Here is a 13,425-nt window from a genome sequence, read left to right on the forward strand (position 1 = left end):
GCATCTCTGGTGGCAGTCCCCTCAGCCGTGCTCATGAAAGTCGGGAACGAGGCTGAAGTCGCCGAACGTGACGACCGAGCCAGGTGCGACGCGGATGGACTGGCCTGCGGCGCAGAGGATCTGCTGGCCGTCCGGAAGAGTGACGAGCGTGCCGTTCGTCGAGTCGCGGTCCGTGACGAACAGCCCCGTGGCGTCCATGCCGACGAGCAGGTGCGTCTTCGAGACCGAGCGTGCCGGGTCGGCCAGCGCCACGAGGTCGGTCACGACCTCGCCGGGGTCGGGCTGCGGGTTGCGCCCGACGAGCGTCATGCCGCGCAGGAGCACGCTGTGCCCGTCGGAGAACCGCAGCACGACAGGAGATGTGCTCGACGGGTTCACGGTGCACCTCTTCCTGGTCACGGCATGCTGCTCGGCAGTGCTCGGCGATGCTCGGCAGCGTGCGGTGGTGTGCGGTGGTGGGGTGTGGCTGGTGGTCTGGGGCGGGGCCGTCGTCCGCGTGCAGCCTTCGACGAGGGCTCACGAGCGCGTGGCGGTGCGCGCGACGATCACGCGAAGGATACCCCGTCTGCGGGTGGTCCTGGCGCTCTCTGACGACTTCGTGCTGAGTCTGTGATGCAGCGGCGCCGACGAGCCTACGCGGGGATCCGGACGACGAACGTGCACCCGGGAGCATGGTTCGCGACGACGACCGTGCCGCGGTGCGCCTCGACCAGTCCCTTGACGATCGCGAGCCCCAGCCCCGCACCGGTGTCGGCGCCAGGAGTCCGTGCGTGGCTGCCGCGCCACGCGACGTCGAAGACCCGGTTGAGGTCCGCGGCCGGGATCCCTCCGCACGCGTCGCTGACGCTCAGCTCGACCATGTCGTGGTCGGCGCGCGCGTCGATCTGGACCGACCCGTCGGAGGGCGTGTGCCGGATGGCGTTCATCACGAGGTTGGCCACGACCCGCGCCAGCGCGTTGGGGTCGGCCCGCACGAGGACGCCCGGGTCGACGGCTCCCCCGACGTGCACCCGTCGTGCCCGGGCGACCGGGTCGGCTCCCGCGAGGGTCTCGCTCACGAGGTCGCCCAACGAGAACGTCTCGACCGACAGCTGGAGCGCACCGGCATGGATGCGCGAGAGCTCGAAGAGGTCGTCGACCATCCGGACCATCCTGTCGACCTCGGTGCGCATCTGGGACCAGTACCGCATCGGTTCTTCGGCCATGCCGTCCTCGAGGGCCTCCGACATGGCCCGGATCCCGGCGAGCGGGGTGCGCAGGTCGTGGGAGACCCACGCGACCAGCTCGCGGCGCGACTCCTCGAGCCGGCGCTCACGGTCGGCGGCCTCCCGCAGCCGGTCGCTGCTGCGCGTCAGCTCGCGCGAGATCTCGTCGAACTCGTGGGGACCGATCTCGGCACCGACGAAGGGACCGCCCTCACCGAACTTCGTCGCGGAGTCGCGCAACGACCGTGCAGAGTGCACCACGCGGTCCCCGACCCACAGGGCGAAGCTCACCGACACGAGCCCGGACACGATGCACACGACGATGACGACGCTCATGTCGTGACCCGACAAGAACATCGCCTGCGCGGTCCCGACCACCCCCGCGACGATCCCACCGACCGCGACGAGAGCCGACAACGAGGCGGTCCAGCGGACGGAGCGGCGACGCAGCAGCCAGGCCAGCGAGACTCCGCCGAGCCCCACCGCGAAGGACCAGCCAGCAGCGATGGCGATGACGATGAGCGTGTCGCGGTTCATGCGGTCTCCCACCGGTAGCCGACGCCCCAGACGGTGACGAGGCGTTCCGGGTGGGTCGGGTCGGTCTCGACCTTCTCCCGCAGACGGCGCACGTGCACCGTCACGGTCGACTGGTCGCCGAACGACCATCCCCACACGTCCCGCAAGAGCTGGTCGCGCGACCACACGACGCCGGGGTTGGCGACGAAGAACCGCAAGAGGTCGAACTCTCGCGCCGTGAGGGCCACCCGCTCGCCCGCCCGGGTGGCGATGCGCTTCGCCGCGTCGATGACGAGGTCGCCGTGGCTGATCACCGCAGGGCCAGGAGCCTCGGCCCGCTGGCCTGCACGGCGCAGGACGGAGTCGACCCGCAGCACCAGCTCGCGAGGGCTGAACGGCTTGGTGAGGTAGTCGTCCGCTCCGAGCTGCAGGCCGACGACCCGGTCGGTCTCGGACCCGAGCGCCGTGAGCATGACGATCGGGACCTCGCCCGTCTCGCGCAGGCGGCGGCAGACCTCGAGGCCGTCGATGCCCGGCAGCATGAGGTCGAGGACCACGAGGTCCGCAGGCCTGCGGCGCATCGCTGCGAGCGCGCTCTCGCCGTCGCCCACGTCGACCACCTGGTGGCCTCCCGAGCGGAGGTAGGACACGACGACCTCCCGCACGGTACGGTCGTCGTCGACCACGAGCACGTCTGCCATCGTCAGTCCTTCTCTCTGTGCCGGCGGACGGCCGCGCCGACGGCGGCGACCGCCAGGACGAGCCCTGCGAACACCAGCCAACCGGTCCCGTAGGGGCGGTCGAGGAGGGTGGGGTTGTCTGATCGTGCACCGAACCGTCCGAGCACGGGCACGGCGACGAGCGTCATCGTCCCCAGCACGACAGCCGCGGACGCTGCGGGGGCTCGTGCCCATCGTGGCAGGAGGGTGGCGACGAGGGCGCCGAGCGCGATGACGAGCGGCGCGATGATCGCGTCGTGCACGACGACGCCGCCGAGGAGCCACGTGGAGGCGGCGACGAGGTTCGTCAGCCCGCCCTCGACGAGGTGCACGGCTCCGACCGCTCCGATCACGAGCCCGGCGGCGAGGATGAGCACGCGGAGGAGCCTCATACCTCGACCTCGAGCCGGGAGACCCATTTGGTCTGGAGCACCCCAGGACGGTTCGGCGCGATGATCCGGCACGGGTAGCCGTGGTCGAGGCTGAGCGGTTCTCCGCCGAGCTGCAGCGCGAGGAGGGTGTCGTCGGCGGCGACGAAGTTGGCGGGCAGCCGGGTCTCGCGGAAGGCGCCGCGCTCTTGGAGCGAGGAGACGATCACGGCGGCTCCGTCGGGGGCGTCGACCCGGGCGACGATGTCTCTGACCCGGACTCCGGTCCACTCGCCGGTCGCGCTCCATCCTTCGACGCAGGCGATCGGGAGCACCGCGCTGTGCTGCACCATGCCTGCCAGATCCTCGCGCGTGAGCTGCACCTCGCGATCGCCGTGGACGACCGTGAGCCGGTAGTCGTCGGCGACCGCTGTCTCGGTGACCTGTGCGGCGGCTGCGGTCCGGTTGATGGGGATCCCGCCGGGGCCGTCGCCGGAGCGGACGCCGAAGACGGAGACCTGGCGGAGGAACGGCACGGTGGATCCGGCCGTGCCGAGCACGACGAGCGCGGCGGCAACCCAGGTGGTGCGCAGGAGCCCGCGTCGGCTGAGGCCGCCGGTGGTCTCGTCGACCTCCTCTGGAGCGGCTGCCCGACCGGCCGTGGCCTCAGCCAACGTGTCGTCCGCGGCCTCGACCGGGGTGTCGTGCGGGCTCTCGGCCGGTGCGTCGTCCGGGCCGTCGTCCGAGTCGTCGTCGACGTCGCTGCCGAGCGCGCGCCTGATGACCGGCAGCTTCACGGCGACGTGCACGAGGATGGCTCCGATGGCGATCCACCCGACGGCGTAGTGGGTGGACCGGAAACCGAAGGACCACGGGTACCACTGGGCCGAGTTCGCCAGGCCGGTGACGAGCTGGAAGATCGCGGCGGCGACGAGCACGCCGATGGACGCCCGCTCGAGCGCGTTGAGCACGAGCTCTGTGCGTGGCTTCGTCCACGGTGGCGGGGCGAAGAGCTTCGGGAAGACGGACCACAGCTTGACCAGCAGGAGAGGGACCGCTGCCGTGCCGCTGATGACGTGCAGGCCTTGCGACACCTGGTAGGCCCAGGAGGGCCGCGTCGGCAGCGTGAACCACGGCACGGCCTCCTGGGAGACGTGGCTGTAGAGCCCGGTGACAAAGGCGACCACGAAGCAGATGCCGAGCCACAACCCCACCCGCGAGGCGACAGCAGGGCCTCGGAGCCGGGACGAGAAGTCCTCCTCCTTCGGCAGTCTCAGGCGAGGCATGCCGGTTCCTCAGGTCCGCGGCTCAGGAGGGCGACCCAGCGGCCGTCGTGGTCGTGGACCGCGTCGACCTCGAGCCCCGCGGACGCCGCGACGGACGCGAGCGCATCGACGCCGAGCACGGCCCACGGGAACGGTCGGGACTGCCTGTCACCGGTGCGCAGCCGGACCGTGTGGACCTGCAGCCCGGTCCCGGGCGGGGCGAGGTCGACGACGATGCGGCCGCCGACGGCGATGAGGCCGCGCACGCGTCGGAGGAGCCGCAGCGGGTCGCCGCCGACCCCGACGTTGCCGTCGGCGAGCAGAGCGGTCGACCACCGGCCTTCTCCTGGCAGCGGGCCGAACATGTCGGCCTGCAGCGCCCGGACACCGCGCGCGCGGGTCTGTTCCACGGCCTCGGGGACGAGGTCGACCCCGAGCACGACGACCCCGCGCCCGACGAGGTGCTCGGCCATCCGGCCGGGACCGCAACCGAGGTCGATCGTCGCGCCGGTGCAGTGGGCCAGGACCGCACGGTCGCTCGCGTCGGCCGTGCTCACCCAGCGGTGGACCGGCATGATCTGCGGCTCGGGGGCCATCCCGACGATGGTGCACGCCTCGCCTCTCAGCGCGTCGGTGAACACGCTCGCGAAGCCGACTCCGACGCTCATGTCGCACTCCCTGCGCGCACGTCGTGGCCCGCGAGCCAGCTCCGTGCGAACCTCGTCGCGGGGGCCAGCGCTGCGACGTGCACGGCGTCGGCGACGACGTCGACGTCGCGCATGGTCGGAGCCTCGACGACGCCGGCGTCCTGAGAGTGCAGGAGGTCCCAGGTCGCTCGCCCGGTGCCGGGCGTGGACATCGGGACCTGCTCGAGCCCGTCGACCAGCCCGGGCGCGGCCGTCGCGAGGACCCACCAGCCACCGTCCTCGGCGAGACCGAGGACGGGGACGCCTCCACCGACGACGTCGGAGACGTGGCTGAGCACGTCCGGGCTGACGTGGGGCGTGTCCATGCCGACCTGGACGACAGGTGCTCCGGCGACGGCGTGGACGTCGCGGTGCGCGTTGGCGATCCGCTCGGCGAGGCCGTCGCCGCGCTGGTGGTGCACGGTCCAGCGGTCCAGCCGTGCCAGGAGCTCGTCGTCCTGGACCGCCTGCAGGTCACCTGCGAGAGCGAGGTGGCAGCGACCGATCCCGAACGCCTGCTCGCACGCGTCGAGCGTGTCGAGCAGCGCGGCGGCGGCCAGCCGCGCAGCGAAGTCCGGCCCGACGGTCGACGCGAGCCGCGTCTTGACCTGTCCTGGGACGGGTGCCTTCGCCATGATCATGACGACCGGGGCGCTCATCGGAGCACGCGCGCAAAGTCACGTGCGGTCCGCACCGAGCCGACGAGCGACCCCGACACCTTCGACCGTGTTCCTGTCGCCCGAGGGTGATAGCTGATGTCTGTCTCGGCGAGCACCCAGCCTGCCCGGTGCGCCGCGACGAGCAGCTCGACGGGGTAGCCGAACCGTCGGTCCTGCACGCCGAGGGCGAGCAGGTCCTCTCGTCGGCACACCCGGACCGGCGCGATGTCGCGCACCGGGAGCGCGGTCCGCCGGCGCAGCCACCACACGACGGCCGCGTTACCGGCCCGCGCGTGCCACGGCCACACCCCGGCCCGGACGGGACGACGACGACCGAGCGCCATCGTCGCCTCACCGGCGACGACGCTCGCCAGCATGGGCTCGAGCTCACGGGGATCCATCGACCCGTCGCCGTCGAGCACCGCGACGTACTCGGCGGTCGAGGCCAGCACCCCGGCATGGACGGCAGCCCCGTACCCAGGGACGGACTCGGAGACGACCCGGGCCCCGCAGCGCACAGCGACCTCCGCGGTCCCGTCGACAGAACCGTTGTCCACGACGATGACGCCGAAGCCTGCGGGCACGAGAGCGAGGAGCGCGGGGAGCGCGGCCGCCTCGTCCTTGCACGGGAGGATGAGATCACATTGCACTGGCATGCTGACCACGCTAGGCGACGCGGTCTGCCTGCGCTGGTCAGAACGCATTACGGAAGTCTGACGAGTACGGCGATCCTCCGATCAGCGCAGGATCGGATCCGTAACCTCGACCCATGACATCTCCGCGTGCCACCCGTCCCCACGTCACGGCACCCTGGTGGGGCCTGGGAGCCGCGGTGGTGCTCATGGTCTGCGCGATGGCCATACCGGCCGCGTTCGGCTGGCAGGTCCGTGCAGACTCCTTCCCTCCCCTGCACGCCAAGTGGTTGCCGCGGGTCGGCCCCGGCACGCTCCCGGCGCTGGCCCTCGCGGTCGTCGGCGGGACGTGGGCGCTCAGCGCGGCCCAGAACCTGCCGTGGCGCAGGCTCCTCGCCCTCACGTGGGTGTTCGGCGCAGCCTGGATGTTCTCGCTCGCGCTCGTCGACGGGGTCTCCGGGATCGACGGCATCCTCGGGTCGCCTTACGAGTACCTCAGGACCGCACGCGCCACGACCGACATCAGCGCGACGCTGCACGAGTACATCAGCCGGATCCCCTCCGACTCGTCGGCCCCCTGGCCGGTGCACGTCGCGGGGCATCCTCCGGGCGCGCTCATGTTCTTCGTCCTGCTCGTGCGGCTCGGGCTGGGCTCAGACCTCGTGGCCGGGATCGTCGTCGTGCTCCTGGCTGCGACGACCCCGGTCGCCGTCCTCGTGGCCGCGCGCGCCCTCGGGGTCGAGCTGCAGGGCCGACGCGCGCTGCCGTTCGTCGTGCTGGCTCCGGCCGCCATCTGGCAGGCGGTGTCCGCTGACGCGATGTTCGCCGCCGTGGCGGCCTGGGGTCTCGCGACGCTCGCGCTCGGCGCCGCCCGGCGCAGCGTCGGCTGGTCGCTGCTCGCGGGCGTGATCCTCGGCTACACCGTCACGCTCTCCTACGGGCTCCCGCTGCTGGCGTTCCTCGCGGTCGCCGTCCTGCTCGCTGCACGGGCATGGTTCCCGCTCGGGTTCGCGGTCGTCGGCGCGCTGGCCGTGGTGCTCACCTTCGCGGCGCTCGGGTTCCCCTGGTGGGAGGCGCTGCCGGTGCTGCACGAGCGGTACTGGGACGGTCTGGCCAGCCTGCGGCCGGCCAGCTACTGGCTGTGGGGAAACCTCGCTGCCCTGGCGTTCTGCGCCGGACCGCTCCTCGGCGCCGCGCTCGCGTCGGCCGGGCCGCACCTCGTGGCCGCGGTGCGTCGGCCGAGCCAGCACGTGGTCGGCGTGCTCGTCGTGGCAGCGGTGCTCACGGTCGTGGCCGCCGACGTCTCCCTCATGAGCAAGGCCGAGGTGGAGCGGATCTGGCTCCCGTTCGTCCCGTGGCTGCTGCTCTCCACCGTCTTCCTGCCCGAGCGCTGGCGGCGGCCCGGGCTGGTGCTGCAGATCGGGATGACGCTCGCTCTGCAGCACCTGCTCTGGACCGACTGGTGAGCCCTACGGCCGCAACGGCTCGGTGGCGAAGCGGACCAGGCCCTCGGTGGGGCCTACCTGCGCGGTGAACCCCAGCTCCGTGCGGGCCCGCTCGGGGGACGCCACGACGTGCCGGACGTCGCCCGGGCGATAGCGCCCGGAGACGATCGGCTCGAGGTCTGAGCCCGCGCCCCGGGCGACCGCCCGGGCCACGTCGAGGATCGAGACAGGCTGACCCGAGCAGACGTTGTACACGGCCCGGTGGTCGACCGGAGCGACGGCGACCGCCTCGACCGCGAGCGCGTTGGCGCGGGCGATGTCGTCGACGTGCACGAAGTCGCGCATCTGGGCGCCGTCCTCGAACACCTCTGGCGCCCGTCCGTCCTCGACCGCGGAGCGGAACAGCGCGGCCACGCCGGAGTACGGGGTGTTCGGGGGCATGCCCGGCCCGTACACGTTGTGGTAGCGCAGGGCGACCGCGCTGCCGGGAGCCTGCCGGGCCCACGCGGACGTGTAGTGCTCCTGGGCGAGCTTGCTCGCTGCGTAGCTGCTGCGGGGGTCGAGCCGTGCGTCCTCGTCGACGGTCTCCCAGCCCAGGGTCAGGTCGCACCGCGGGCAGCGGTTGTCGAACTCGCGGCGGTCGAGCGCCTCGATGGATCGTGGGGCGGGCTCCACCTGTCCGTGCTCCGGGCAGGAGTAGCGCCCTTCGCCGTAGACCACCATGGAGGACGCGAACACGATCCGGTGCGCTCCGACCTCGTGCATCGCGGCGAGCAGCGCTGCCGTGCCCAGGTCGTTGTGCCCGGCGTAGAGGGGCATGTCGGCGACCGCGACGCCGGACCCGACCATCGCTGCCTGGTGGCAGACGACGTCGATGCCTCGGAGCATCGAGGACCACTCGTCGGCCCGGCGCACGTCGAGCTGGGCGATCCCGTCCGGTGGTGTGCCGCCGGCGGGGTGCGCCTGCGGGATGTACGCGTCGACGCCGACGACCTCGTGCCCTCGTGCTGCGAGCTCGCGTCCGACCGCGGTGCCGATGAAGCCGGCCGCGCCGGTGAGCAGGACCTTCACGGCAGCGTGAACGGCAGGGTCACGGCGTCGAGCCATGACGCGCACGCGCAGTCGGTGGGTTCGTCGGTCCGTTCGTCGAGCGCGCCGATCGCGCGCCGCAGGACGTCGCGCACGCGGTCGGTGTTGCGGGCGAACTCGGCGAAGACGGTGGCCTGGTCGACGGAGTCGTGGTTGTCGACGCCCGCGTCCATGTCTGTCACCAGGGCGAGCGCCGCGTAGCAGACGCCCAGCTCGCGGGCCAGGACGGCCTCGGGGTGCCCGGTCATGTTCACGAGCGACCAGCCGGCGGCGGCGTAGCTTCGGGACTCGGCCCGGGTGGAGAAGCGGGGTCCTTCGATGACGACCATCGTCCCGCCGTCCGTGGCGCTGGGCTCGACGGTGAGCAGCGCGCGCCGCAGGGTCGGGCAGTACGGGTCGGCGAACGGCGCGTGGACGGCGCCGGAGTCCATGAAGGTCTGCGTCCGGGACGTGGTGCGGTCGACCAGCTGGTCGGGGACGACCATGTCACCCGGGGCGACGTCGGCGGTGAGCCCGCCGACCGCGCACGGTGCCAGGATCTGGCGGACGCCCAAGGACCGCAGCGCCCAGATGTTCGCCCGGTAGCCGATCTTGTGCGGAGGCAGCTCGTGGTGGGGGCCGTGGCGGGGGAGGAACGCGACCGGGCGGCCGTCGACCTGACCGACCGTGATCGGGCCGGACGGTGGGCCGTAGGGCGTGGCGACGTCGATCTGGTCGGCGTCGTCGATGAACGAGTACAGACCGGAGCCACCGATCACGGCGAGCCGAGGGACCTGGGTGTGTGTCATGCCAGAAGTCTCTCAGCGCGTCGGCGGTGCGGGCACGTCGTCGAGTCCCTGCGTCGGAGCCGAAAGACTCCCGTAAGGACCCGTGATCGGTGCCCGGGCACGCCTCACGGACCCTGTGGTGACAGGCGTCACTGTCTCTGGCCGCTCCCAGAGGCCTCTGCTAGGTCTGAGGTCCTGCCGATGTCGTCCGACGAATTACTACCGTGAGATTCCAGGACAACCGGAGGATCTCGTGGAGACACAGACCACACAGCGCCAGACCGCGGACCTTCCGTCGGGACGCGCTCGCGCACTCAGAGAGATCGTCGTCGTCGGCGCAGGGATGGTGGCTCACCGGTTCGTCGAGGCACTGTGCGAGCGGGACCCCGAAGGCGACTGGCACGTCACGGTCCTCGGCGACGAAGGCCGGCTCCCCTACGACCGCGTCGCGCTGACGAGCTTCTTCAGCGGGGTCTCCCCCACCGACCTCACGCTCGGCGGCGCCGACGGCGGTCCGACGCTCGCGTCGGACCCGCGCGTCACCGTCCTGCCGGACGCCCGCGCGACGGCCGTCCACCGCGGCTCGCGCACCGTCACGAGCGCGCACGGCGTCCACCCGTACGACAGCCTCGTCCTCGCGACCGGCTCGACGGCTGCCGTCCCGCCGTTCGAGGGCACCGACCTCCCGGGTGTGTTCGTGTACCGCACGCTCGACGACGTCGCGGCGCTGCAGGCCTGGGTGAGCGCCCGGACCGAGCACCTCGCCCGGACCGGCGACGACCGCCCCCTGCGCGGCGCCGTCGTCGGCGGCGGTCTCCTCGGGCTCGAGGCCGCTGGCGCCCTCCGCGCGCTCGGCGCGCAGAGCACTGTCGTGGAGTTCGCCGACCGGCTCATGGCCCTCCAGGTCGACGCGGGCGGCGGCGAGTCCCTCCGGCGCCTCATCACCGGGCTCGGCATCGACGTCCGCACGAGCACCGCCACGAGCGCGCTGCTCACGGACGAGCCGGTCTTCGCAGACCCGACGCTCACGCGCGGCGCGCCGGTCTCTCGGATGCGGTTCGCCTCGGGCGACGAGATCGACGTCGACGTCGTGGTCCTCGCGACCGGCATCCGCCCGCGCGACGAGCTCGCGTGGGCTGCCGGCCTCGAACGCGGCCCGCGCGGCGGCGTGGTCGTCGACAGCACGTGCCGTACAGCCGACCCGGACGTCTGGGCGATCGGCGAGGTCGCCTGCATCGAGGGCGGCTGCGTCGGCCTCGTCGCCCCCGGCAACACGATGGCGGAGATCGTGGCCGACCAGCTCCTCGGCGGCGACTCGCAGTACGCGGGCACGGACCTCTCGACGAAGCTCAAGCTCCTCGGGGTGGACGTCGCGAGCTTCGGCGACGCGTTCGCGACGACGCCCGGCGCCCTCGAGGTCGTCTACGCCGACCCGATCGGCGGCACGTACAAGAAGCTCGTCATGTCCGACGACGCGAAGGTCCTCCTCGGTGGCGTCCTCGTCGGCGACGCGTCGGCGTACGCGTCGCTGCGCCCCATGGTGGGTCGCGAGCTCGGCGCGGACCCGGCCGCCTACCTCGTCCCGGAGGGCGCAGGTGGCGGTGTCCCGAGCACCGACCTCCCCGACGACGTCGTCGTCTGCTCGTGCAACAACGTCACGGCCGGGACCGTGCGCCAGTCCGTCAAGGACGGTGCGGCGAGCATGGGCGAGGTGAAGGCGTGCACCAAGGCCGGTGCGACGTGCGGCTCGTGCATCCCGCTCGTGTCGAAGATCGTCGACGTCGAGCTGCGCCGCTCGGGAGTCGTCGTGTCGAAGGCCCTGTGCGAGCACTTCGGGATGAGCCGCTCGCAGCTCTTCGACGCCGTGCGCGTCACGGGGCTGCGAACTTTCTCCGAGATCATCGCCCGCCACGGCTCGACCGTCCCGCTCTCGGCGGACGACACGTCGCGCGGCTGCATCATCTGCAAGCCGGTCGTCGCGTCGATCCTCTCCTCGCTCGACCTCGGGCACGTCCTCGACGAGGACCAGGGGCACCTGCAGGACACGAACGACCACCTCATGGCGAACATGCAGAAAGACGGCTCGTACTCGGTCATCCCGCGCGTGCCCGGCGGCGAGATCACGCCGGAGAAGCTCCTGACGATCGCCGAGGTCGCCCGCGACTACGGCCTCTACACGCGCATCACGGGCGGCCAGCGGATCGCGATGTTCGGAGCGCGCATCGAACAGCTCCCGGACATCTGGCGGCGGCTCGTCGACGCAGGTTTCGAGTCGGGGCAGGCGTACGGGAAGTCGCTGCGCACCGTGAAGTCGTGCGTCGGGTCGACGTGGTGCCGGTTCGGGGTCCAGGACTCGGCCGCCCTCGCCATCAAGCTCGAGATGCGCTACCGCGGCGTGCGCTCGCCCCACAAGTTCAAGGTCGGCGTCTCGGGCTGCGCCCGCGAGTGCGCCGAGGCTCGCGGCAAGGACATCGGCGTCATCGCGACGCTCAAGGGCTGGAACCTCTATGTCGGGGGCAACGGTGGCTTCACGCCCCGCCACGCGGACCTCCTGGCCGAGGACCTCAGCGAGGCCGAGCTGTACCAGGCGATCGACCGCTTCCTCATGTACTACATCCGGACCGCGGAGCGCCTCCAGCGCACGGCCGCCTGGGTACAAGAGGTCGACGGCGGCCTCGACGGCGTCAAGCAGGTCATCTTCGAGGACTCGCTCGGCATCTGCTCCGACCTCGATGCGGCCATGTCCACGCACGTCGAGCGGTACGAGGACGAGTGGGCGTCGACGCTGGAGGACCCCGAGAAGCTCTCCCGGTTCGCGTCGTTCGTCAACGCGCCCAAGGAAGCCGACCCCGACCTGGCCTACATCCCTGTCCGTGGGCAGGTCCGCCCAGCGGCCGCCGACGAGCGCACGTCCGAGACCATCGCACGCACACCGCTAGGAGCACGGCCATGACCGCTGTCTGCACGCTCGCCGACCTGCCGCTCGAGCGCGGGGTCCCCGCCCTCGTCGACGGCATCCAGGTCGCTCTCTTCCGCCTGTCGCCGACAGAGGTCGTGGCTGTCCAGCACCGCGACCCCTACACCGGGTCGAACGTGCTCGCTCGCGGGCTCATCGGTTCCCGCGCAGCCGGAGGCACCGGACCGCAGGTGACGCTCTCGTCGCCTCTCCACAAGCAGGTGTGGGACGTGCGCACGGGCGAGTGCCTCGACGCCGGGGGCAAAGACCTGCTCGACCTGGCGACCTGGCCGGTCGAGGTCCGTGACGACGGGGTGCACGTCATGCCTCGGACGGCGACGGCATCCCTCACGGCATAGCGGTCGGCCGCACGGCCTCGACCTGCGCCCGGCGCGCAGAGCGCACGAGCGCGCACGTGACGACGAGCGGCCACAGCGCCTGGGCGCCTGCCACGAGCCGCTCGGTGAGCCCTGTCGCACGGCCGTCGGACGTGACCTGCCACAGCTCGAGCAGGAACGCCGCCAGCAGGGCGAGCAGCACGACGCTCGCCCCGGTGGCGACCGCGGGGCGCAGCACCCCTGTCGTCCCGCGGCGGCGCGACCATGCCGGCCAGAGCGCCAGCGCCCCGAAGCCGAGGGTGGCTGCTGCAGCGTGCGCGCCGGGGGCCACGTCGGACGGGAAGGCCGCGACGGCCAGCGTCGCCGCACCTCCGAGCGCGTGCACGATGCGCGCCGGCCGGGGGACGGGCCGCAGGCCGGCGGCCGTCACGAGGTGCGCGACCCCGGTGAGCGCGAGCCCGGCACCCATGATCCACGGCGCCGTCGACGCCTGGGTGGCGAGGTCGCTGATCGTCGAGCGCACCGGGTCGAACGACGCCTGCTGCGACTGCGCGAGAGTCCACCCGCCGATCATCGCGACAGGGGCGACGACGGCAGAGACCACCGCCCACCACGGGACGTCGCCGGGCGGCTGCTCGACGACGTCCGGACGGGGCCGGGGCATGCCGGGGGCAGGACTGCGCTGGGCGGGACTGCTGTGGGCGGGATCGCTAGACTGCGGCACGCCGTGATCGTGGCACGCCTGGCGCACCGCGGCGAGCGGACTGCACGCATACGCCC

15 protein-coding genes are annotated in these 13,425 nt (G+C 72.3%); 4 read left to right on the forward strand and 11 right to left on the reverse strand.

The features are described from left to right. Nucleotides 1–21: 21 nt before the first annotated feature. Nucleotides 22–378, reverse strand: coding sequence for an FHA domain-containing protein (locus ATL42_RS10760; protein WP_245862445.1), 357 nt, complete (start codon nucleotides 376–378; stop codon nucleotides 22–24). Between ATL42_RS10760 and ATL42_RS10765 the strand changes: the two genes are divergently transcribed. Then, nucleotides 362–613 carry a hypothetical protein gene (locus tag ATL42_RS10765; protein WP_098455336.1) on the forward strand — a complete coding sequence of 84 codons (252 nt, stop codon included), beginning with the start codon at nucleotides 362–364 and terminating at the stop codon, nucleotides 611–613. The genes ATL42_RS10760 and ATL42_RS10765 overlap by 17 nt on opposite strands. A gap of 19 nt (nucleotides 614–632) precedes the next feature. On the opposite strand, the gene ATL42_RS10770 is transcribed toward ATL42_RS10765, so the two are convergent. From ATL42_RS10770 to ATL42_RS10800, 7 genes are read right to left on the reverse strand one after another with little or no spacing between them, the layout of a single operon-like run. Beyond that, on the reverse strand, nucleotides 633–1,742 hold the full coding sequence (locus ATL42_RS10770) for a sensor histidine kinase (protein ID WP_098456513.1): 1,110 nt from the start codon (nucleotides 1,740–1,742) through the stop codon (nucleotides 633–635). Beyond that, entirely contained in the window at nucleotides 1,739–2,422 is a 684-nt protein-coding gene (locus ATL42_RS10775) for a response regulator transcription factor (RefSeq protein ID WP_098455337.1), read from the reverse strand. Before ATL42_RS10775 ends, ATL42_RS10770 begins: the two co-directional genes overlap by 4 nt. Before the next feature lie 2 nt (nucleotides 2,423–2,424). Next, nucleotides 2,425–2,832: a hypothetical protein gene (locus ATL42_RS10780; protein ID WP_098455338.1), complete on the reverse strand. Its 408-nt coding sequence runs from the start codon at nucleotides 2,830–2,832 to the stop codon at nucleotides 2,425–2,427. After that, nucleotides 2,829–4,094: a molybdopterin-dependent oxidoreductase gene (locus tag ATL42_RS10785; protein ID WP_098455339.1), complete on the reverse strand. Its 1,266-nt coding sequence runs from the start codon at nucleotides 4,092–4,094 to the stop codon at nucleotides 2,829–2,831. Before ATL42_RS10785 ends, ATL42_RS10780 begins: the two co-directional genes overlap by 4 nt. After that, nucleotides 4,082–4,741 (reverse strand): methyltransferase domain-containing protein, encoded by a 660-nt coding sequence (locus ATL42_RS10790; RefSeq protein WP_098455340.1) that lies wholly within the window; start codon nucleotides 4,739–4,741, stop codon nucleotides 4,082–4,084. Before ATL42_RS10790 ends, ATL42_RS10785 begins: the two co-directional genes overlap by 13 nt. After that, nucleotides 4,738–5,418, reverse strand: a complete 681-nt coding sequence (locus ATL42_RS10795) for a TIGR04282 family arsenosugar biosynthesis glycosyltransferase (RefSeq protein WP_098455341.1) — start codon at nucleotides 5,416–5,418, stop codon at nucleotides 4,738–4,740. Before ATL42_RS10795 ends, ATL42_RS10790 begins: the two co-directional genes overlap by 4 nt. After that, nucleotides 5,415–6,074, reverse strand: a complete 660-nt coding sequence (locus ATL42_RS10800; RefSeq protein ID WP_098455342.1) for a glycosyltransferase family 2 protein — start codon at nucleotides 6,072–6,074, stop codon at nucleotides 5,415–5,417. The genes ATL42_RS10795 and ATL42_RS10800 overlap by 4 nt, the downstream gene beginning before the upstream one ends. Before the next feature lie 113 nt (nucleotides 6,075–6,187). On the opposite strand from ATL42_RS10800, the gene ATL42_RS10805 reads away from it, so the two are divergent. Further along, a complete protein-coding gene (locus ATL42_RS10805) occupies nucleotides 6,188–7,516 on the forward strand; it encodes a hypothetical protein (protein ID WP_098455343.1) in 1,329 nt (442 codons plus the stop codon). A gap of 3 nt (nucleotides 7,517–7,519) precedes the next feature. Here ATL42_RS10805 and ATL42_RS10810 read toward each other — a convergent pair whose 3' ends face one another. Then, nucleotides 7,520–8,602 carry an NAD-dependent epimerase/dehydratase family protein gene (locus tag ATL42_RS10810; protein ID WP_245862447.1) on the reverse strand — a complete coding sequence of 361 codons (1,083 nt, stop codon included), beginning with the start codon at nucleotides 8,600–8,602 and terminating at the stop codon, nucleotides 7,520–7,522. Continuing rightward, a complete protein-coding gene (locus tag ATL42_RS10815) occupies nucleotides 8,563–9,372 on the reverse strand; it encodes an S-methyl-5'-thioadenosine phosphorylase (protein WP_098455345.1) in 810 nt (269 codons plus the stop codon). Before ATL42_RS10815 ends, ATL42_RS10810 begins: the two co-directional genes overlap by 40 nt. Before the next feature lie 322 nt (nucleotides 9,373–9,694). Between ATL42_RS10815 and nirB the strand changes: the two genes are divergently transcribed. Both nirB and ATL42_RS10825 read left to right on the forward strand, forming a co-directional pair. After that, the gene (gene nirB, locus ATL42_RS10820; protein ID WP_211281882.1) at nucleotides 9,695–12,304 is read left to right on the forward strand and encodes a nitrite reductase large subunit NirB; all 2,610 of its coding nucleotides are present in this window, start codon (nucleotides 9,695–9,697) and stop codon (nucleotides 12,302–12,304) included. After that, a complete protein-coding gene (locus ATL42_RS10825) occupies nucleotides 12,301–12,666 on the forward strand; it encodes a nitrite reductase (NAD(P)H) small subunit (RefSeq protein ID WP_098455347.1) in 366 nt (121 codons plus the stop codon). Before nirB ends, ATL42_RS10825 begins: the two co-directional genes overlap by 4 nt. On the opposite strand, the gene ATL42_RS10830 is transcribed toward ATL42_RS10825, so the two are convergent. Continuing rightward, nucleotides 12,656–13,369 carry a DUF998 domain-containing protein gene (locus tag ATL42_RS10830; RefSeq protein WP_143556744.1) on the reverse strand — a complete coding sequence of 238 codons (714 nt, stop codon included), beginning with the start codon at nucleotides 13,367–13,369 and terminating at the stop codon, nucleotides 12,656–12,658. The genes ATL42_RS10825 and ATL42_RS10830 overlap by 11 nt on opposite strands. Between the last annotated feature and the right edge of the window lie 56 nt (nucleotides 13,370–13,425).

It is taken from the genome of Sanguibacter antarcticus, from assembly GCF_002564005.1.
Classification (GTDB): domain Bacteria; phylum Actinomycetota; class Actinomycetes; order Actinomycetales; family Cellulomonadaceae; genus Sanguibacter; species Sanguibacter antarcticus.